Origin of the sequence: Nocardiopsis alba DSM 43377 (assembly GCF_000341225.1) — a bacterium.
GTDB classification, from domain to species: Bacteria; Actinomycetota; Actinomycetes; order Streptosporangiales; family Streptosporangiaceae; genus Nocardiopsis; species Nocardiopsis alba.
Genome location: NZ_ANAC01000010.1, coordinates 488181 through 507763 on the forward strand (window position 1 = coordinate 488181; position 19583 = coordinate 507763).

At 69.9% G+C, this 19583-nt stretch carries 19 protein-coding genes; 9 read left to right on the forward strand and 10 right to left on the reverse strand.

All coding sequences use genetic code 11. The features are described from left to right. The first annotated feature begins 19 nt into the window (after positions 1-19). The 4 genes from D451_RS0109435 to D451_RS0109450 all read left to right on the forward strand — a co-directional run bounded on the left by D451_RS0109435 (position 20) and on the right by D451_RS0109450 (position 4232). A complete protein-coding gene (locus tag D451_RS0109435; protein ID WP_014910379.1) occupies positions 20-1000 on the forward strand; it encodes a carbohydrate ABC transporter permease in 981 nt (326 codons plus the stop codon). Next, positions 997-1944 carry a carbohydrate ABC transporter permease gene (locus D451_RS0109440; RefSeq protein WP_017534211.1) on the forward strand — a complete coding sequence of 316 codons (948 nt, stop codon included), beginning with the start codon at positions 997-999 and terminating at the stop codon, positions 1942-1944. The genes D451_RS0109435 and D451_RS0109440 overlap by 4 nt, the downstream gene beginning before the upstream one ends. A gap of 122 nt (positions 1945-2066) precedes the next feature. Beyond that, complete coding sequence (locus D451_RS0109445) at positions 2067-3533, forward strand: glycoside hydrolase family 3 protein (protein ID WP_017534212.1); 1467 nt, start codon at positions 2067-2069, stop codon at positions 3531-3533. A gap of 234 nt (positions 3534-3767) precedes the next feature. Next, a complete protein-coding gene (locus tag D451_RS0109450) occupies positions 3768-4232 on the forward strand; it encodes an RrF2 family transcriptional regulator (protein WP_026124946.1) in 465 nt (154 codons plus the stop codon). Between the two features lie 111 nt (positions 4233-4343). Here D451_RS0109450 and D451_RS0109455 read toward each other — a convergent pair whose 3' ends face one another. The 9 genes from D451_RS0109455 to D451_RS0109495 form a co-directional block, all read right to left on the reverse strand. Next, entirely contained in the window at positions 4344-4700 is a 357-nt protein-coding gene (locus tag D451_RS0109455) for a helix-turn-helix domain-containing protein (protein WP_017534213.1), read from the reverse strand. Positions 4701-4846: 146 nt separating this feature from the next. Next, positions 4847-5407, reverse strand: a complete 561-nt coding sequence (locus D451_RS0109460) for a CinA family protein (protein WP_017534214.1) — start codon at positions 5405-5407, stop codon at positions 4847-4849. A 12-nt stretch (positions 5408-5419) separates the two neighbouring features. Next, on the reverse strand, positions 5420-6025 hold the full coding sequence (gene pgsA, locus D451_RS0109465) for a CDP-diacylglycerol--glycerol-3-phosphate 3-phosphatidyltransferase (RefSeq protein WP_017534215.1): 606 nt from the start codon (positions 6023-6025) through the stop codon (positions 5420-5422). Continuing rightward, positions 6022-7455, reverse strand: coding sequence for a 30S ribosomal protein S12 methylthiotransferase RimO (gene rimO, locus D451_RS0109470; protein ID WP_014908402.1), 1434 nt, complete (start codon positions 7453-7455; stop codon positions 6022-6024). Before rimO ends, pgsA begins: the two co-directional genes overlap by 4 nt. 194 nt (positions 7456-7649) lie before the next feature. Beyond that, a complete protein-coding gene (locus tag D451_RS0109475) occupies positions 7650-8771 on the reverse strand; it encodes a helix-turn-helix domain-containing protein (RefSeq protein ID WP_020379949.1) in 1122 nt (373 codons plus the stop codon). Between the two features lie 144 nt (positions 8772-8915). Then, positions 8916-11399: a DNA translocase FtsK gene (locus tag D451_RS0109480; protein WP_014911452.1), complete on the reverse strand. Its 2484-nt coding sequence runs from the start codon at positions 11397-11399 to the stop codon at positions 8916-8918. A 221-nt stretch (positions 11400-11620) separates the two neighbouring features. Further along, positions 11621-13306 carry a ribonuclease J gene (locus tag D451_RS0109485; RefSeq protein WP_014910328.1) on the reverse strand — a complete coding sequence of 562 codons (1686 nt, stop codon included), beginning with the start codon at positions 13304-13306 and terminating at the stop codon, positions 11621-11623. Continuing rightward, positions 13303-14274: a 4-hydroxy-tetrahydrodipicolinate synthase gene (dapA, locus tag D451_RS0109490; RefSeq protein WP_026124947.1), complete on the reverse strand. Its 972-nt coding sequence runs from the start codon at positions 14272-14274 to the stop codon at positions 13303-13305. Before dapA ends, D451_RS0109485 begins: the two co-directional genes overlap by 4 nt. Positions 14275-14639: 365 nt before the next feature. After that, on the reverse strand, positions 14640-15020 hold the full coding sequence (locus D451_RS0109495) for a phage holin family protein (RefSeq protein ID WP_081536526.1): 381 nt from the start codon (positions 15018-15020) through the stop codon (positions 14640-14642). Between the two features lie 84 nt (positions 15021-15104). On the opposite strand from D451_RS0109495, the gene D451_RS0109500 reads away from it, so the two are divergent. The 4 genes from D451_RS0109500 (at position 15105) to D451_RS0109515 (ending at position 17979) form a co-directional block, all read left to right on the forward strand. Next, a complete protein-coding gene (locus D451_RS0109500; protein ID WP_017534217.1) occupies positions 15105-15659 on the forward strand; it encodes a GNAT family N-acetyltransferase in 555 nt (184 codons plus the stop codon). A 91-nt stretch (positions 15660-15750) separates the two neighbouring features. Further along, the gene (locus D451_RS0109505; RefSeq protein ID WP_017534218.1) at positions 15751-16623 is read left to right on the forward strand and encodes a 1,4-dihydroxy-2-naphthoate polyprenyltransferase; all 873 of its coding nucleotides are present in this window, start codon (positions 15751-15753) and stop codon (positions 16621-16623) included. 84 nt (positions 16624-16707) lie between these two features. Beyond that, positions 16708-17253 carry an NUDIX domain-containing protein gene (locus D451_RS0109510; RefSeq protein WP_017534219.1) on the forward strand — a complete coding sequence of 182 codons (546 nt, stop codon included), beginning with the start codon at positions 16708-16710 and terminating at the stop codon, positions 17251-17253. Positions 17254-17295: 42 nt separating this feature from the next. Beyond that, on the forward strand, positions 17296-17979 hold the full coding sequence (locus D451_RS0109515; protein ID WP_026124949.1) for a class I SAM-dependent DNA methyltransferase: 684 nt from the start codon (positions 17296-17298) through the stop codon (positions 17977-17979). Between the two features lie 69 nt (positions 17980-18048). On the opposite strand, the gene dapB is transcribed toward D451_RS0109515, so the two are convergent. Next, a complete protein-coding gene (gene dapB / locus D451_RS0109520; RefSeq protein ID WP_081536525.1) occupies positions 18049-18792 on the reverse strand; it encodes a 4-hydroxy-tetrahydrodipicolinate reductase in 744 nt (247 codons plus the stop codon). An 81-nt stretch (positions 18793-18873) separates the two neighbouring features. Between dapB and D451_RS0109525 the strand changes: the two genes are divergently transcribed. Next, complete coding sequence (locus D451_RS0109525; RefSeq protein ID WP_017534221.1) at positions 18874-19581, forward strand: VIT1/CCC1 transporter family protein; 708 nt, start codon at positions 18874-18876, stop codon at positions 19579-19581. The last annotated feature ends 2 nt before the right edge of the window (positions 19582-19583 follow it).

The following is a 19583-nucleotide window of genomic DNA, read 5'->3' on the forward strand; positions in this document are numbered from 1 at the left end:
CGCCCCGATTGAGAAGACCATGCCGCGAACCGTCGACAAAGCGTCAGCCGCACCGGAAGGTGCCGCGGAGCAGGCCCCACGCTCCAGGTCCCGCCTGATACCCACCCCCTATCTGCTCATCATCCCCTCGGTGATCCTGCTCGCGGTCGTGCTGCTCTGGCCGATCGTGCAGATGGTCTGGTACTCGTTCACCAGCTTCACCACCCGGAACCTGATGCCGAACCAGCCGGGCCCGGAGTGGAACGGCTTCGGCCACTACCAGACGTTGCTCACCGACGGCGACTTCTGGACGATCCTGCGCAACACGGTCGTCGTCTGTGTGCTCATGGTCGGCATCACGATGATCCTGGGCACCCTCATCGGGATCCTGCTGCACAAGCTGCCCAAGTGGTTCTCGGCCATCGTGGCCATCGGCATGATGCTGGCCTGGTCCACCCCGGCGCTGAGCGCCTCCCTGGTCTTCCGCTGGCTCTTCCTGCCCGAACGCGGTCTGGTCAACGTCACCCTCGACCGCCTCCCGAACTGGCTGGTCGGCGACGGATGGCTCCAGTACAACTGGTTCCTCGAGCCCCTGCCCCTGTTCACGATCCTCATCTCGGTGATCGTCTGGCAGTCGTTCCCGTTCGTCGCGGTGTCGGTACTGGCCGGTCTCAAGAGCATCCCGTCGGAGCTGTACGAGGCCGCGCGGATGGACGGCGCGAACGCCTGGAAGGCGTTCTGGAACGTCACCTTCCCCATGCTGCGTCCGCTGTTCGCCCTGCTGCTGGTCCTCCAGATCATCTGGGACCTGCGCGTGTTCACCCAGCTCTACATCCTGGCGAACAGCTTCCAGAACAAGGACGTCTACCTGCTCTCGTACTACATCTACCAGCAGGGATTCACGGCCAGCCCCGCCAACTACGGCATGGGGTCGGCGATCGCCGTGGTCATGACCGTCATGATCCTCGCCGTCACCGCGTACTACCTGCGCATCATGATCCGCCAGGGGGAGACCCGATGAGCGCCGTCGACAAGACCACCCGGACCGCCTCGGCCGCCTCCAAGGGTTCCCAGGGCACCGGGAGGACCTACCGTCGCAGCCCGCTGCGACGTCTGCGCGACCTTCCCCTGTACGTGGCGGGCATCGCCGTCTTCGTCTTCTCGGTCTTCCCCGTCTACTGGATGGTCGCCACGGCCTTCAAGCCGACGGGCGAGATCTTCACCCGCGACCAGAGCCTGGTCCCCCAGGCGCCCACCCTCGCCCACTTCGACCGGGTGATCAACGGCCAGTTGATCCCCGGGGTGAACTTCGGAACCTTCCTCACCAACAGCCTGCTGGTGACCCTGGGCGCGGTCGCGATGGGAGCGTTCTTCTCCCTCCTGGCGGCGGTGGCCGTCGCCAGGTTCCGCTTCAAGCTGCGCTCCGCCTTCATCATGCTGCTCATCGTCATCCAGATGGTGCCGATGGAGGCGATGATCATCTCGATCTTCATCAACTTCCGCTCCCTGTCGGAGGCCACCGGAATCCAGCTCCTCGGCAACCTCACCGGCCTGCTGGTGGTGTACACGGCGGTGTCCCTGCCGATCACCATCCTGATGCTGCGGGGGTTCGTCGCCGCCGTTCCCAAGGAGTTGGAGGAGGCGGCCGCCATCGACGGGGCCGGCAGCTGGACGATCTTCTGGCGGATCCTGATGCCGCTGGTCGCGCCGGGCCTGGTGGCCGCGAGCATCTTCGCCTTCATCACGGCCTGGAACGAGTTCATCGTCGCCCTGACCTTCCTGGGGCGGAGCACCGACAACTACACGCTGCCGCTGACCCTGTCCTACTACTTCGGACGCTTCGGCACCGAGTGGGGTCCGATCATGGCCGCGTCGACCCTGTTGACCATCCCCGTGATGATCTTCTTCCTCTTCGTCCAGCGCCGCATGGTCTCCGGTCTGACCATGGGCGCGGTCAAGGGCTGACCCTCGCCTCCCCGGGGCGGCGTGACCGTACCGCCCCGGGCCACCGCCTTCACGCCTACCCCCTTTCCCCGCCACGCGTCTGCTCTGGACCGGGCATCTCCCGCTCACGAACGGAGTCCGTCATGCCGCACGATCCGACATTGGAACGTCTGGCCAACGCCACGCTGCTGGTGCCCTTCGAGTCGCTCCACGCCCCTCGGTGGATCCTGGAGGGGCTGGCGGACGGGATCTCCGGGGTCTGTCTGTTCCACAACAACCTGGAGAGCCCGGAACAGATCACCGCGCTCAACGCCGGCCTGGGCGAGGTCACCGACCACCCGCTGATCTCCCTGGACGAGGAGGGCGGCGACGTCACCCGGATCGGCCAGGCCCGAGGCAGCGGCTATCCGGGCAACGCCGCCCTGGGCCGGGTGGACGACACCGACCTGACCCGGGAGACCTTCCGGGCCCTGGGTCTGGAACTCGCCGACCTGGGATTCAACCTGGACCTGGCGCCGTCGGTGGACGTCAACGTCGCCGACGACAACCCGGTCATCGGTACCCGCTCCTTCGGTTCGGACGCCGAACTGGTGGCCCGCCATTCGGCCGCCTCGGTCCTGGGTCTCCAGGAGGCCGGGGTCGCCGCCTGCGCCAAGCACTTCCCCGGCCACGGCGCCACCTCCCAGGACTCCCACCACACCCTGCCCCGTGTGGAGGCCGACGCCGACCTGCTGCGCCGCCGTGAGCTGCTGCCCTTCCAGGCCGTCATCGACGCCGGGGTCCGGTCGATCCTGACCGCCCACATCGAGATGCCCGGACTGGGCGGCGAGGGCCCCGCCACCCTCACCCGTGCCCTGGTCAACGACCTGCTGCGCAACGAGATGGGCTTCGAGGGCGTCGTGGTCAGCGACGCCATGGACATGCGCGGCGTCAGCGAACGCATCGGCATCCCCGAGGCGAGCGTGCTGGCGGTCGCGGCCGGCTGCGATCTGCTCTGCCTGGGCCGTTTCGTCTACGCCGACCAGGTCGCCGAGGTCCGTTCCGCGCTGGTCCGCGCGGTCCACGAGGGCCGTCTGACCGGAGAGCGTCTGGAGGAGGCCGCCGAGCGCAACGCCCGTCTGCGCTCCTGGGTGGGCCGCTCCTCCGCCGAGCGGACCCGTTCCGAGGCCACCGGGGCGGTCGGCCTGAACGGCGCCCGTCGGGCCGTGCGCGTGGACGGCGAACTGCCCCCGCTGGAGCGCCCGTACGTGGTCGAGGTGGACGCCCCGGCCGGGGTCGCGGTGGGCGACGTCCCCTGGGGTCTGGGGCCCTGGTTCCGCGACACCGTGCGGGTCTCCCCCGAGACCGACGACCCCTCCGCGATCCTGACCGCCGCGGCCGACCACGACCTGATCGTGGTGGTACGGGACGCGCACCGCTACCCGGACGCCCAGGCGTTCGTGAACGGCCTCCTGGCGGCCCGCCCCAAGGCGGTCGTGGTGGAGATGGGCCTGCCCATCTGGCGTCCCGACTGCGGCGCCTACGTGAGCACCTACGGCGCCGCCCACGTGAACGGACTGAGCGCGGCCGAGGTCCTGGGGTCCGCCGCCGCCCTCGAGACCGCCGACTGACCACTCCCCCCTGCCCCGGCCCGGTCCCTCCCACCACTCCTCGGGACCGGGCCGGCGGCCTTTCTCCAGGGGACACGCCCACGATCGGCGGTGGCGGGAACGAAGGGGAGACATCGCCCATGTCCCCGAAACCCGGTCGGAGAAGTACTCTTGACCTGTAGCACCCCGGCCGTCGACGACACCCGTCGGCGTCCGGTGCCCCATTCGCCCTTCTAACCACGGCATAATCACAGCATGCGCCTTTCAGCCCGGGTCGACTACGCGCTTCGCGCGGCCGCAGAGCTCGCTGTCGCCGGCGACGGTCCGGTGACGGCCGAGCAGCTCGCACGCGCGCAGGCCATCCCCGGAAAATTCCTAGAGAACATCCTCACCCAGCTACGCCGAGCAGGCCTGGTACGCAGCCAACGGGGTCCCGTCGGCGGTTACTGGCTCGCCCGGCCCGCGGGGGAGATCTCCCTCGCCGACATCATCCGAGCGGTCGACGGACCACTCGCCAACGTGCGCGGGGAACGCCCCGAGCACGTCGACTACGACGGGGCCGCCCGCAGCCTGCAACAGGTGTGGATCGCCCTGCGCGCCAGCGAACGGGCCATCCTGGAGGGGGTCAACCTCCAGCACCTGGTCACCAACGAACTCCCCGAACAGGTGCGTTCCCTGGCCGAGGACCCCGAGTCCTGGGTCAACCACACGCATCGCTGAGAGCCCTACCCCGCACCCCCGCATACGACGAAGGAGCAGGCCCACCCCTCGGGGTGGGCCTGCTCCTCGTGGACTTCGTGGGGCCGACGTCCGAACGCGGACGGAGTGTCCTCAGACACCCGCCATGTCGGCGACCTGGGGAACACGGTCGGGAACGGACTCGATGCCGAGGTCCTGCGCCGGGACCGGGTCGCTCGTGGCCGGATCGCCCAGCAGCGCGGCCTCTTGGAGCTCGGCCAGCGCGAGCTGGTCGGAGACCTCTCTCAGCACCTGTGAGAGCGGAACCCCGAGGGCCCCGCAGATCGAGGAGAGCAGCTCGGAAGAGGCCTCCTTCTGTCCGCGCTCGACCTCCGACAGGTAGCCGAGGGACACACGGGCGTCGGCCGACACCTCGCGGAGGGTGCGGCCCTGGCGCTGCCGCAGCCGCCTGAGCACGTCACCAAGTAGGTGACGAAGCAGGACCATCATTCGCGCTCCCTCCCACCGGTAGCGACCTTCATATACAACACCGTACCTGCCCCACGCCCGATTCGGGCACCTCTTGTCGTCCTGTTCGCTGGAGGGGGAACCCCACCCGGGGGTGGTTTTGTTCCCATTCCATGGGAGAAGGGGTATCAACCGAAAGGGTCGTTATCGGGCTCTGCTCCTCGCTCCTCACGAACGGTGGTCGTCAGAAGCCTGAGCGCACCTTCGACCGTGTGGTAGCGGATACCCGAACGATCCCCGGTGAAACTGAACCGGGCGACCCGGGTACGGGATCCGGGCCCCGCGACGGCCGCGAAGACCGTCCCCACGGGCCGTCCGTCCTGAGGATCGGGGCCGGCGACCCCGGTGACGGAGATCGCATAGTCCGACTCGACCGCCCGGCGCGCCCCGACCGCCATGTGACGGGCCACGTCGGGGTGGACCGCACCGTGCTCGGCCAACAGCTCCTCGGGGACCCCCAGGAGGGTGGACTTGGCGTCGGTGGCGTAGGTGACGAGTCCGCCCCGGTAGGTGGCCGAGGAGCCGGGCACGGAGGTCATGTGGGCACCGATGAGGCCCCCTGTGAGCGACTCCGCCGTGGCGCATGTGGAGCCGGAGGCGAGGAGGGCCCGATGCGCTTCCAGGGCGGCCTCGGCGGCCGCCCGCTCGATCTCCGTGATCGGGACGGCGCGGTCCCCCTCCTCGTTCATCTCCGGCTCCTTCTAGTCGCTCCGGTTCCCCTTGGCCCGGGCCAGGCGTACGGCGTCCACGACGTAGGTCAGTCCGGTCCACAGGGTGACGGCCAGGGCGGCCGCCATCACGCCGTGGGCCACCCAGACGAACAGGTCCATGAACGGCAGCAGGTGCAGGGGGAACAGATAGATGCTGATCGCGACGATCTGAAGGACGGTCTTGAGCTTGCCGCCCTTGCTCGCCGGGATGACCCCGTAACGCAGGACCGCCAGACGCAGCAGCGTGATCCCCCACTCGCGGACCAGGATGGCGATGGTCACCCACCACCACAGGTCGCCCTGAACGGAGAGCACGATCAGGGCCGCGCCGGTGAGGGCCTTGTCCGCGATCGGGTCGGCGATCTTGCCGAAGTCGGTGACCAGGTTCCGCCGGCGGGCCAGCTCACCGTCGACGCGGTCCGTGATGGCCGCGAGCACGAAGACGCCGAAGGCCGCCAGACGCCACCACGTGCCGTCCAGGAACATGAACCACACGAAGACCGGCACCATGACCAGACGGCTCATCGTGAGGATGTTCGCGATGTTCCACAAGGGGGCCTGGGGGGCGGGCGACGCCGCGGGATCGTGGCTGCTCATCTGTCCCCGGCTTCCCCGTCCTGCTCGGCGACGAGGTCGGCGCCGGCCGCCTGGATCACGGTCGCGCGCACCAGGTCGCCGACGGAGAGCCCCTCGCCGTACAGGATGGTGCTGCCGTCGACCTCGGGGGCCTGGTGCTCGGACCGTCCCTCGTAGACGCCGTCCTCGATGACGGACTCCACCAGGACGGTCACCTCGTCACCGATGCGCTCCTCGGCCCGCTGGGCCATGAGCTCCTCGGCCAGTCGGTTGAGGCGGTCCACGCGTTCCTGGACGACCTCCTCCGGGACCTTGTCGGCGTGGCCGGCGGCCTCGGTGCCGTCCTCGTCGGAGTAGCCGAAGACGCCGATGGCGTCCAGGCGGGCCTCGCTCAGGAAGGCCACCAGCTCCTCGAACTCCTCCTCCGTCTCGCCGGGGAAGCCGACGATGAAGTTGGAGCGGGCCCCGGCCTCCGGGGCCTTGGCACGGGCGGTGGCCAGCAGCTCCAGGAAGCGCTCACGGTCACCGAAACGGCGCATACGGCGCAGCAGCGGACCGCTGGCGTGCTGGAAGGAGAGGTCGAAGTAGGGGACCACGCCGGGGGTGCCGGTGAGCACCTCGACCAGCCCCGGACGGACCTCGGCGGGCTGGAGGTAGCTGACGCGCACGCGCTCCAGCCCCTCGACAGCGGCCAGCCTCGGCAGCAGCTTCTCCAGAGCGCGCAGGTCGCCCAGGTCCTTGCCGTAGGAGGTGGAGTTCTCGCTGACCAGGAAGACCTCGCGGACGCCCTCGCTCGCCAGCCACTCGGCCTCACGGACGATCTCGTCCATCTGGCGGGAGATGTAGGCGCCGCGGAAGGCCGGGATGGCGCAGAAGGTGCACCTTCTGTCACAGCCGGAGGCGATCTTGAGGTTGGCGACCGGGCCGCCGGTGAGCCGGCGGCGCGGGATCGAGGTGCGGTAGGGCAGCTCGGTGCCCTCCGCCCCCTCGGAGTCGGCGAAGGAGGCGTGGCCGGGAACGTGGACCTGGGAGGCGTCGCGCTCGGCCGGACTGATCGGCAGGAGGGTGCGACGGTCGCGAGGGTCGTGCGGGACCAGGGAACGTCCGGCGACGACGTCGTCGAGACGATCGGTGATCGCCGCGTAGTCGTCGAAGCCGATCACCTGGGCCTCGGGGAGGGCGTCGGCCAGTTCGGAGCCGTAACGTTCGGCCATGCACCCGGCGGCGACCACCTTGCCACCCGACGAGGCCGCCTCCAGCAGGGTCTCGATCGAGTCCTGCTTGGCGGCCTCGATGAATCCGCAGGTGTTGACGACGGTCACGTCGGCCTCGGTGTCGTCGTCGACGAGGTCCCAGCCGCCGGCGGCAAGGCGTCCGGCGAGCTCTTCGGAGTCGACCTCGTTACGCGCACACCCCAGGGTGACGAGTGAGACAGTACGGCGCGATGACATGGCTTCCAAGCGTGTGGGAGAGCTGTGAGCGGCGCGGATGCGCGGCGCGAACGAAGGCCGGAGTACGGTCGGGTTCGCGCGCGACACGGCGTCGATCGGCGCCGCCCGCGGCCACCAACACTACCGTGATCGACTCACCCGCCCGTACCCCGGCCTCGGAACATCGTCGCTCCGCCCGCGGTCGAGGGCCCCGGTCAGTCACCGATGCCCTCGGCGCCGACGGTGAACTCCTTCACCTCGCCCACGCCTCCGCTGGGACCGAGGTCCTCTCCGTCGACCGCCACCGCGACCTCTCCGGCGTTGCCGACCCACAGCTCCAACGGCGCCTCGGTGACGTAGTCCCGGGTCTCGCCTTCGAGCAGGAAGCCCGTGAAGAGGTTCTCCCCCTCGGCGTCGGTGACCTTGACCCAGCTGCGACCGGAGCCGTTGAGTTCGACGGTGAACTCCTCGGGTTCCTCCGCCTCCTTGACGCCCTCCTCGCCCTGGGCCTTGCCCACGACGGCGCCCTCCTCGGGAAGGACCACGGAGCCGGCGGCCTCGTCGCCGTCCCGCTCCTTGTCCCGCATCGCGTCGAAGGCCGTGCGGACGGGGCCGCTCTCCTCGTCCTGCCAGGCCCGGACACCGACCACGACGGCGGCGACCAGGATGAGGCCGACCACCGCCCAGGGCCAGTGACGGCGCACTCCCCCGTCGGGGCCGGCACGACCCGCGAGGGCCCCCGCCGGACGCCCGCGAGGCGGACGTCGATCGTCCCCGCGGCCCGGTCCTCGACCGTCCCGCTTTCGGGCGCCCTCGCCCTCACGTGGCCCCGGGACCGCGGCCGCCGCGGCCGGCCGGCGTCTACCGGGTCGGTCCGCGGGCTCGGTCCGTTTCGCCAGCCTCTTGTTGCGTTCGAAGTGGCCCCAGTTCTCGGCCCGCTGCTCGGGGTCGATGTCCTCGTCCCCGATCCGGGCCGGGATCTCGTGGCCGCCCTCCTCGGAACGGCCCCGCCCTCCTCCGCCGCCCGCCGTGGCTCGGGCGGCCTTGGGCGAGGCGGCCGGGTGCCTGGGAGGCGGGACGAAGGTGGGCTTCTCCTTGGAGGCGTGCTCTCGTTCGTACTCCTCCAAGAGCGGCTCGGGGTCGACACCCAGGAACTTGCAGATCCTCCGGATGTGGCCGCGTGCGTAGAAGTCCCCTCCGCAAGGGACGAAGTCCTCGTTCTCTATGGCTCTGAGGACCTGCATCCGAATGCGTGTACGTGTGCTCAGGTGCTCCAAGGAGCACCCCGCCGCGATCCGTGCGGCGGACAGGGTCTGGCCGATCGTCGCCATGCGCACTCCCCCCGCGACTTTCAGTGCCTATGCGACTCCACTCTGCTACCACTACCCGCCCGGTGGGGCGCACCACGCCCTAAGGCACCGCCAAGATCGCACCAAATCGGGCGACACGGACGGGGCGGATCGGGCGGGCGCGCCAGAGGATCAACCCCCTCGGATGTCCGTCAGGACCGCGGCCAGATCGTCGGGCTGCACGAGGACGTCCCGCGCCTTGGAGCCCTCGCTCGGGCCGACGACGTCCCGGCTCTCCATCAGGTCCATGAGTCGACCGGCCTTGGCGAAGCCGACACGGAGCTTGCGCTGGAGCATCGACGTGGATCCGAACTGGGTGGTGACCACCAGCTCGACCGCCTGCAACAGCAGGTCCATGTCGTCGCCGATGTCCTCGTCGATCTCCTTCTTCTTCGCCCCTTCGACCGCGACGTCCTCGCGGTAGCTGGGTTCGGCCTGCTTCTTGCAGTGGTCGACGATCGCGCGGATCTCCTTCTCCCCCACCCACGCGTTCTGGAGCCGGATGGGCTTTCCGGCTCCCATGGGGAGGAAGAGGGCGTCGCCCTTGCCGACCAGTTTCTCCGCCCCGGGCTGGTCGAGGATGACCCGGCTGTCGGCGAGGCTGGAGGTGGCGAAGGCCAGGCGGGAGGGGACGTTGGCCTTGATCAGACCGGTGACCACGTCGACGCTGGGCCGCTGGGTGGCCAGGACCAGGTGGATCCCGGCGGCGCGGGCCAGCTGGGTGATGCGCACGACCGCGTCCTCCACGTCGCGCGGGGCGACCATCATCAGATCGGCGAGCTCGTCGACGATGACCAGGAGGTAGGGGTAGGGCTCGTACTCGCGTTCACTGCCGGGCGGGGCCTTCAGCTCACCGGTGCGCACGGCGGCGTTGAAGTCGTCGACGTGGCGGTACCCGGAGGCGGCCAGGTCGTCGTAACGGCGATCCATCTCCCCCACCACCCATTGGAGGGCCTCCGCGGCCTTCTTGGGGCTGGTGATGATGGGGGTGATCAGATGAGGGATGCCCTCGTACATGGTCAGTTCGACCCGCTTGGGGTCGACCAGGATCATGCGCACCTCGTCGGGGGTGGCGCGCATCATCAGCGAGGTGATGAGCCCGTTGATGCAGGTGGACTTACCGGCGCCGGTGGCGCCCGCGACCAGCACGTGGGGCATCTTGGCCAGGTTGGCCACGACGTTGGTGCCCTCCACGTCCTTGCCCAGCCCGACCAGCATGGGATGGTCGTCGGAGGTGGCGGCCGTGGACCCGAGCACGTCTCCCAGGCTCACTATGTCCTTGTCGGTGTTGGGGATCTCCACACCGATCGCGGACTTGCCGGGGATCGGCGATTGGATGCGCACGTCGGCGCTCTTGACGGCCAGGGAGATGTTCTTCGACAACGCCGTGACCTTCTCGACCTTCACCGCCGGGCCGAGCTCGATCTCGTAGCGGGTGACCGTCGGCCCCCGGGTGAACCCGGTGACCTCGGCGTCGATCTTGAACTGCCCCATCACCCCCGACAGCGCGGAGACGACCTCGTCATTGGCCTTGGTGCGCGGCTTGACCGGCGTGCCCGGCTTGAGCATGGTCGGAAGCGGAAGCTCGTAGTCGCCCTCGACCACCCGTGAGGGCAGGGAGAGCTGCTCGGTGGCGACCGGCGGAGGCGTCGGATCGGGGACCGGCGCCTTGGCCTTGGACTTCTTCTTGGCGGGCTTGGCGGCCGCCTCCTCCTCGTCGGTGAGGGCGGGGGCGATCGGCTCCGGGCCTTCGGGTGCGTCGGAGAGCACCGGGCTGTCGTAGGGGCGCTCGTGGTCGCCGGCGACCGTCTCGGTGTCCTCGGCCCGCTTCTTGGGCCTGCGCTTGCGGGTCGGCTTCTTCTCCGCGTCGGCGCCGAGGATGCCGATCCCCGCGTCCGGCCCGGGGTCGCGCTCCATCAGGGCGGTGAACAGCGTCTGGAGCCGGTCCGGGATGCGTCGGATGGGGGTCGCGGTCACCACCAGGACACCGAAGATCAGCACGAGGGCGAGCAGGAGGCCGGTGAGCCAGGGGGTGACGATGGAGCTGAGCGGACCGGAGGCGACGAAGCCGATGAGTCCGCCCGCGTTCTGGAGCCCCTCGATCCCGTCGGCGGGCTGGGGGATGCCGTGGGCGATGTGGATCAGCCCCAGGAGGCCGAGCATGATCGCGGTGATCCCGATGAAGAGCCGCCCGGCGTCGCCCTCCTTGGCGCTGCCGGGGGTGCGCATCAGCTTCACCGCGATGGGCAGGAACAGCAGCGGCAGGATCGGTGAGAAGGTGCCGAAACCACCGACGACCACCATGCGGGTGGCCTCCAGCAACGGTCCCTCGCTCTGCCACCACACGGCGGCCGCCACGAGGATGCCCAGGGCCAGCAGCACCAGCCCGATCCCGTCGCGCCGCAGGTCGGGGTCGAGGTCGCGGGCGCTGCGCCCGACCGCTCGAGCGGCCCCTCCCACCGTATGGGCGATGAGCTTCCACAGGACCAGCAGGAACTGCCCGAAGAGCGTGACCACGTAGGCGATGGGGCCGTCCGGCATGCGCTTGGCGGCCGCGGGTCTGCGCGCGGTGGTCTTCTTGCGCTTGGAGCCGCCAGAGGAGGCGCGCGTGGCCATTGAGGGGGTCACCTCCACGGGGACCGGGTCGTTCTCGAAGCCCGGACACAGCGTCCCGGCACGGCGGGAAGCCTACTAAGGCGTCCACCCCGAGGCACGAAGGGGGGACCGGCGTGTCGTGCGCGGCCACCGGGCACGACGTCGAAGGGGGTCGGACACGTCGAACGGCCCGGGAGCGCCAGGGGCGTTCCGGGCCGTTCGACGTGACGTGTCCCGTCGGGTCAGACCTCGACGAGGACGGGGATGATCATCGGGCGACGACGGTACGTCTCGTTCACCCAACGCCCCGTGCTGCGACGGATCAGCTGCCGGAGCTGGTGCGGGTCGTTGACCCCGTCGGCGGCGGCCCGGTCCAGGGCGTCCTGGAGCTTGTCGATGACGTCGTCGTAGGCGTCGGCGCCGATGCCCGCGCCCCGCGTGTGGATCTCGGGCTCGCCCAGGATCTTGCCGCTGTTGGAGTCCACGGCCACGACCACGGAGATGAAGCCCTCGTCACCGAGGATGCGACGGTCCTTGAGCGCGGCCTCGGTGACGTCGCCGACCGAGGAGCCGTCGACGTACACGTAACCGGCCTGGACCGCGCCGACGATCCTGGCCCGGTTCTTGTACAGGTCGACGACCACGCCGTCCTCGGCGATGACGACCCTGTCGGCCGGGACACCGGTGAGCTTGGCCAGGTCGGCGTGGGCCCGCATGTGGCGCCACTCGCCGTGCACCGGCATGAAGTTGCGCGGACGCACCATGTTGAGCACGTACAGCAGCTCGCCGGCGGAGGCGTGTCCGGACACGTGCACCAGGGCGTTGCCCTTGTGCACGACCTTGGCGCCCCAGCGGGTCAGACCGTTGATCACCCGGTTGACCGAGTTCTCGTTGCCGGGGATGAGCGAGGAGGCCAGCAGGATGGTGTCCCCCTCCTCGATCCGGATCTGGTGGTCTCGGTTGGCCATCCGGCTGAGGGCGGCCATGGGCTCGCCCTGCGAACCGGTGCAGACCAGGACGACCTCGTCGCCGGGCATCTTGTCGAGCTGCTTGACGTCGACGATCGTGTCGCCCGGAATGCTGAGGTAGCCCAGGTCGCGCGCGATGTTCATGTTGCGGACCATGGAGCGGCCCACGAAGGCGATCTTGCGCCCGTGCGCGGTGGCCGCGTCGATGACCTGCTGGACACGGTGCACGTGCGAGGCGAAACAGGCCACGACGATGCGCTTCTCGGCCTGACGGAACACCTTGTCGATGGCCTCGTTCAGGTTCCGCTCGCCGACGACGAAACCGGGCTGCTCGGCGTTGGTGGAGTCCGACAGCAGCAGGTCGACGCCCTCGTCGCCGAACCGGGCGAAGCCGGCCAGGTCGGTGAGGCGGCCGTCCAGCGGAAGCTGGTCCATCTTGAAGTCGCCGGTGTGCAGCACCGTACCGCCGGGGGTGCGGATACCGACCGCCAGCGCGTCCGGGATGGAGTGGTTGACCGCGAAGAACTCCAGGCCGAAGGGGCCGAAGTCCTGCTTCTCCCCCTCCTCGACCTGGACGGTCACCGGCTTGATGCGGTGCTCGCCCAGCTTGGCGCTGATCAGCGCCAGGGTGAGCTTGGAACCGACGATCGGGATGTCGGCGCGCTCACGCAGCAGGAACGGCACACCGCCGATGTGGTCCTCGTGCCCGTGGGTGAGCACGATCGCCTCGACGTCGTCCAGGCGGTCCCGGATGTAGTCGAAGTCCGGCAGGATCAGGTCGACGCCGGGCTGCTCCTCCTCGGGGAAGAGCACGCCGCAGTCGACGATGAGCAGCTTGCCGGCGTACTCGAAGACCGTCATGTTCCGGCCGATCTCACCGAGACCGCCCAGCGGGACGACCCTCAGGACGCCCTCGCCCTGGGGCGGGGGCGGGCCGAGCTCGGGGTGCGGGTGACTCATACGGAACCCTCCGTGAGGCGCTCGACGCGGACGGCGCTGGCCGGAACCGCCTGGTGCGGGGCGAGCCCGATCGGGCCCTTGACCCCCGCGGCGGCCAGGTCCTCGCGCAGCAGGGCCTGGAGCTCGGAGGAGGCGTCGGCGAGCGGGGTCCGGACGGGGCCGGAGGGCAGGCCGAAGAGGTTCAGGATCGCCTTGGTGGTGATGACGCCCTGGGTGCGGAACATACCGGTGTAGACCGGGGTGAGGCGGCGGTGGATGGCCAGGGCCTGGCCGACCTCGCCCGCCTCGAACGCGTCGATCATGTCCTTGAGGTCGCTGCCCACGATGTGGCCGACGACGCTGACGAAACCGGCGGCGCCCACCGACAGCAGCGGCAGGTTCAGGATGTCGGTCCCGCAGTAGTAGGCCAGGTCGGTGCGCTCCATCACCCAGGAACTGGCGCCGACGTTGTCCTTCGCGTCCTTGTTGGCGACGATCCGCGGGTGCTCGGCCAGCCGGACCAGCGTCTCGGAGGCGATCGGGGTGCCCGTGCGGTGCGGGATGTCGTAGAGCATCACCGGCAGTTCGGTGGTGTCGGCGATCTCCGTGAAGTGCCTGATCAGGCCTTCCTGGGGAGGCTTGTTGTAGTAGGGCGTGACCGCCAGGAGGCCGTGCGCGCCGGCCTTCTCCGCGGCCTTGGCCAGCTTGACGCTGTGGCGGGTGTCGTTGGTGCCCACGCCCGCGACGATCTGGGCTCGGTCGCCGACGGCCTCGACGACCGTGCGGAGCAGGCGATCCTTCTCCTCGTCGCTGGTCGTGGGCGACTCACCGGTGGTGCCGCTGATGACGAGGCCGTCATTGTGCTGCTCGTCCACCAGGTAGGTGGCGAGTCTGGCGGCGCCTTCGTAGTCGAGTTCGCCGTCCTCGAGCATCGGGGTGACCATCGCGGTCAGCATCTTGCCGAACGGGCGGTTCTTGGTGTCAACCATCACGTGTGAAAGGCTCTCGGGCCCGATACCGCGAGGCGCGGGCCCTCGTATGCCCCTCCTCCTCTCCGTGTCCTATCGGAAACAGTCGTTACATGTCCCGTGGCGGGTGCTTTCTCCGTACACGGGTGGGGCGGCGTTGTACGTCCGCCACCGCGATCGGCCCTGTGGGCCGGACGCGGGAAAGTCTGTGTCGCTCCGCTCCTACGAGTGTCGGAGGCGGCGTCCGGTTCGTTCCCCGTCCTCGTCGGTCGAGGTGGGAGAGCGTCACCGGGAGTGTGAACCTACCCGCCCCGGGCCCTCGCCACTCGGACGGGACCCGGGGTCACCACGTTCGGAAGGGGTGGTGTTCGGGGTTGTCGACAGGGTCAGTCGTCCTTCTGGTCCGGCAGGAACATGCTCAGCAGCCAGCTCACGACGGCGACGACGATGGCCCCCCAGAAGGCGGGCCAGAAGCCGTCGATGTGGAAGGGGAGGTCGAACAGCCCGGCGATCCACTCCGTGAGCAGGAACAGCAACGCGTTCACGACCAGGCCGATCAGGCCCAGGGTCAGAGCGTAGAACAGGCAGCCGACCGTTTTGACGATCGGTTTGATGATCGCGTTGACCACACCGAAGATCGCACCGACGACGAGGAAGACGACGATCTGTCCGACGGTGTCGTCGGTCCCGACATCGATGCCGTCGATCAGAAAGACAGCCGCCCAAAGGGCGAGTGCGTTCACGATAACTCTGATAATGAGGCTCACACCGTAGATGTTCCCATGCCGTGGCAAGCTCCGGAAACTCCGGCACCGCCCCGCCCGGACGGGAACCTTCAGAGGAGGCCCTCAGTGTCCAGTGCCCAGTTCGTCCGCCCCGCCCGTGTCGCCGACGTGGACCGGGTGGTGGAGCTCCAGGTGGCGTCGTGGCGGGCGGTGTACTCGGGTCTGTTGCCCGACGAGGTGGCCGAGGAGATGTCCGGCCCCCAGGCCGCGCGGAGTTTCCGTGAGCAGTGGACGGAGGCCCTGGAGTCCCCGCCCACCTCCAGGCATCGACTGGTGGTGGCCACCGACGAGGTGGGCGGCGAGCGGCACGTCGTGGGGTTCGCGGCCTTCGGGCCGGCGGGCGACCCCGACCTGTGGCCGGCCAAGGACGCCGAACTGTTCGCGTTGCACGTGGACCCCGAGCGGGCGCGTGAGGGACACGGTAGCCGGCTGGTGAACGCCTGCGTGGATCACCTGGTGGAGGGCGGTTTCGGCACGGTGCACGTGTGGGTCCCCGAGGAGGAGAACGCCCTGCGGGGGTTCCTGGAGGCGGCGGGCTGGCGGGCGGACGGCGCCCGACGGGAGATCGACATGGGCCGGACCCTGCCCATGGCGCGACTGCACGCGGCGATCTCGGAGTAGCCGGTCTCGGGCGAGGGCGGTCAGGCACTACCGTGGGGTGGTTGTTGTGGCGCGCCCTCGCGCGCCCCGTATCGAACTGGAGGACCGGCGCGTGGCCACGGTCAGTGAATGGGTCTCGGGGTTGCGCCCCCGTACGCTTCCGAACTCGATCGTCCCGGTGGCGGTGGGAACCGCCCTGGCCTTCGCGCTGGACGGGTTCGTGTGGTGGAAGGCCCTGCTCGCGCTCGTGGTGTCGATGGCCCTCCAGGTGGGGGTCAACTTCGCCAACGACTACAGCGACGGCGTCAAGGGCACCGACACCGAGGAGCGGACCGGCCCGACCCGGTTGACCGCCTCCGGCGCGGCGCGGCCCGGCCAGGTGTTGGGCGCGGCGCTGGGGAGTTTCGCCTTCGCCGGTGTCGTGGGGCTGGTCCTGGTGGCGACCACCTCATGGTGGCTGCTCCTGGTGGGCGTGGCGGCGATCGCGGCCGGGTGGTACTACACCGGCGGTCGTACCCCCTACGGCTACCGCGGTCTGGGCGAGATCTCGGTCTTCGTGTTCTTCGGTGTCGTGGCCGTGGTGGGCACCGTGTTCGTCCAGTTGGAGTCGGCGCCGTGGCAGGCCTGGGTGGCCTCGGTCCCGGTCGGGCTGCTCTCCTGCTCGGTGCTGGTCATCAACAACCTGCGCGACATCCCCACCGACCGGGAGACCGGGAAGATCACCCTGGCCGTGCGGTTGGGCGAGACGGGGACCCGCCGTATGTTCGCGACGATGATCGTCGCCTCGTACGTGTTCGCGCTCGCGCTGCTCCCCGTCTCCTGGTGGGTGCCCGCGGTCCTGCTGTCGGCGCCCCTGGCCGTACCGCCGCTGCGCCGTGTCCTCGGTGGTCAGGTGGGGCGCGACCTGGTGCTGGGGTTGGGCGAGACGGGCCGGCTCCAGATGGCGTTCGGGCTCCTGTTCTCCATCGCCCTGGCCCTGGGCTGACGAAGGGCACGTCGCGGCGGGGCCGGAGGTACGTCCATGACACCCTGGCCCCGTTCGCCACGTTCGCCGACCTTCGAAGGAGCGATGGCCATGGAGCGTTCCGCCCGAGAGCGCGACGACGAGAGGTTCTTCGCCTCCCTGCCCGCCACCCGGGGCGCGGCGGGCGCGCTCATCCGCTCCCCCGAGGGGGACGTGCTGTTGGTCCGCCGTGCCTATGAGAGCGACGCCCTTTGGGGGATCCCCGGCGGGATCGTCGAGGCGGAGGAGTCGCCCCTGTCCGCCTGTAGACGGGAGATCGCCGAGGAGTTGGGCGTGACGGCGACCGTCCGCGGTCCGTTGGTCGTGGACTGGGTGCCCGCCCGGTATCCGCGCACCGCCGCCCTCCAGTGGCTGTTCCGCGTCGAGGTGCCCTCGGAGGACCGGTTCTCCCTCCAGCCGGAGGAGCTGTCCGGATGGGAGTGGGTCCGCCCCGGGAGGATCCCGGAGTACCTGCCCGAGGGCACGGCCCGTCGCATGCTCGCCGCCGTCGCGGTGGACGACCATGGGGGCGGCCCGGTCTACTTGGAGGACGGGAGGACCGTCCTGCCCGACCACCGTCCCGCCGGCGGGGAGGGTTCCCCGCGCGGGTGAGGCCACCGGGGCGCCGCCGTGCCCCGGAAGGGAGCGAAGACCGTGCCGAGCGACCACAGCGACCCCCGATCCCCCGCCCACGACCCCCGTTCATGGGACGAACGCGCCTCCGCGCAGGCGCACGCCTTCGACCTCATCGGGGAGCGCTACGACGAGGTGTTCCCCGACAAGAAGGGGCAGGAGGAGCACGTCCGACGCCTGTTGGAGACGTTGCCCGCCGGCTCGCGCGTGCTCGACCTGGGTTCGGGCACCGGTCTGCCCACGGCCCGCCGGCTGGTCGACGCCGGTATGAGGGTGACCGGCTTCGAGATCTCCGAACGGATGCTCGAACTGGCCCGCCGCAACGTGCCCGAAGCGGAGTTCCACCGCACGGACATCGTCGATCTGGATCCGGACGGGACGTCCTATGACGCGGTGGTGGCCTTCTTCTCCCTGCTGTGCCTGCCCAGGGCTCGGATCCCCGAGGCCCTGGCCCGTGTGCGGGAGGCCCTGGTGCCCGGAGGGACCCTGTGTCTGTCGATGGTCGAGACGGACCTGGACGACGCGCCGATCCCGTTCCTGGGGGCGAGTCTCCGGGTGTCGGGCTATCCCCGCGAGGAGCTGCGGCGCGTGGTGGAGGCCGCGGGCCTGGCCGTCGAGGGCGAGCGCGCGGTCGTCTACGAGCCCGAGGGCGGGGACGCGCCCCCGGAGACCCAGGTCTTCCTCACCTGCCGCCGGAAGGGGTGAGACGGCTCGGCCCCCGGTACGCGTGTACCGGGGGCCGACGTACCGTCACGGGAGCGGACGGATCTCGATCTAGTCGAGACCGAGCAACGGCTCCAGGCCCAGGGTGAGGTCCTCGGACAGATCGGCGACCTTGCGCACGCCCAACAGCACCCCCGGCATGAAGGAGGTGCGGTTCATCGAGTCGTGGCGGAGCTTGAGGGTCTCGCCGTCGGTACCGAACACGACCTCCTGGTGGGCGATCAGCCCCTGGATCCGAAGGGCGTGCACACGGACCCCCTCGACGTCGGCGCCGCGGGCGCCGGGGATCTCGGAGGTGGTGGCGTCGGGCATCGGCGCGGTGCCGGCCTCGCGGCGCGCCTCGGCGACCAGCTCGGCGGTGCGGTAGGCCGTACCGCTGGGAGCGTCGGCCTTGTTCGGGTGGTGCAGCTCGATGATCTCGGTGGAGTCGAAGTAGGGCGCGGCCTTCTTCGCGAAGTGCATCATCAGCACCGCCGCGATACCGAAGTTCGGCGCGACGAGCACCTTCGCCCCGGGGCGGGCCTCCTGCATGCGGCGCACCCGGGCCAGTTTCTCCTCGTCGAAGCCGCTGGTCCCGACCACGGCGTGGATCCCGTTGGCGATCAGCCACTCCAGGTTGTCCATCACCACGTCGGGATGCGTGAAGTCGACGACGTAGTCGGCCCCCAGTACCGCGTCACGGTCGTCGGCGCTGTCCACGCCCGCGACCAGTTCCATGTCGTCGGCGGCCCGAACCGCCTTGACGACCTCTGACCCCATGCGCCCATCGGCGCCGAAAACTCCTACCTTGAACACGGCACGAGCGTACCGGAGTCGACGACGACGTTCGGCGTGGTGCGACCTGGTCCGACCCCCGCTCCGTGCGACTCTGACGCCATGTCACAGGAGCACTCCGATCGGTCCCGGCAACGTCTGGGCTCCCTCTTGAACGGTCTGAGGGCCGCCGTGCTGGGGGCCAACGACGGCATCATCTCCACCGCCGGCCTGGTGGTGGGTGTGGCGGGTGCCACTCCGCACCGGGAGGCGCTCCTGGTGGCCGGGGTCGCCGGCACCCTGGCCGGGGCGCTGTCCATGGCGGCGGGCGAGTACGTCTCGGTCAGCACCCAGCGCGACACCGAGCGCGCCGCCATCGCCCGGGAGCGTCGTGAACTCTCCGACGACCCTGAGGGCGAACTGGAGGAGCTGGCCGAGATGTACCGGAGCCGGGGGCTGAGCGATCGGCTCTCCCGCGAGGTCGCCCGAGAGCTCACCGAGCACGACGCCCTGAGGGCGCACGTGGAGGTCGAACTCGGGCTCGACGGCTATCGGGCGAACCCGTGGCAGGCCGCCTTCGCCAGCATGTTCTCCTTCCTCCTCGGAGCCCTGATCCCGTTGGCGGCGATCCTGCTCGGCCCGGAGGCCTGGCGACTGCCCGTGACGGTGGTGGCGGTGCTCGTGGCCACCGGCCTGCTGGGCGCTGTCAGCGCCTGGACCGGCGGGGCTCCGGCCCCGCGGGCGGCGATCCGGTGCGTGGTCGGCGGTTCCTTCGCCATGGCGGTGACCTACCTGACGGGGACCCTCCTGGGGGCCGCCGCCGGTATGTGACC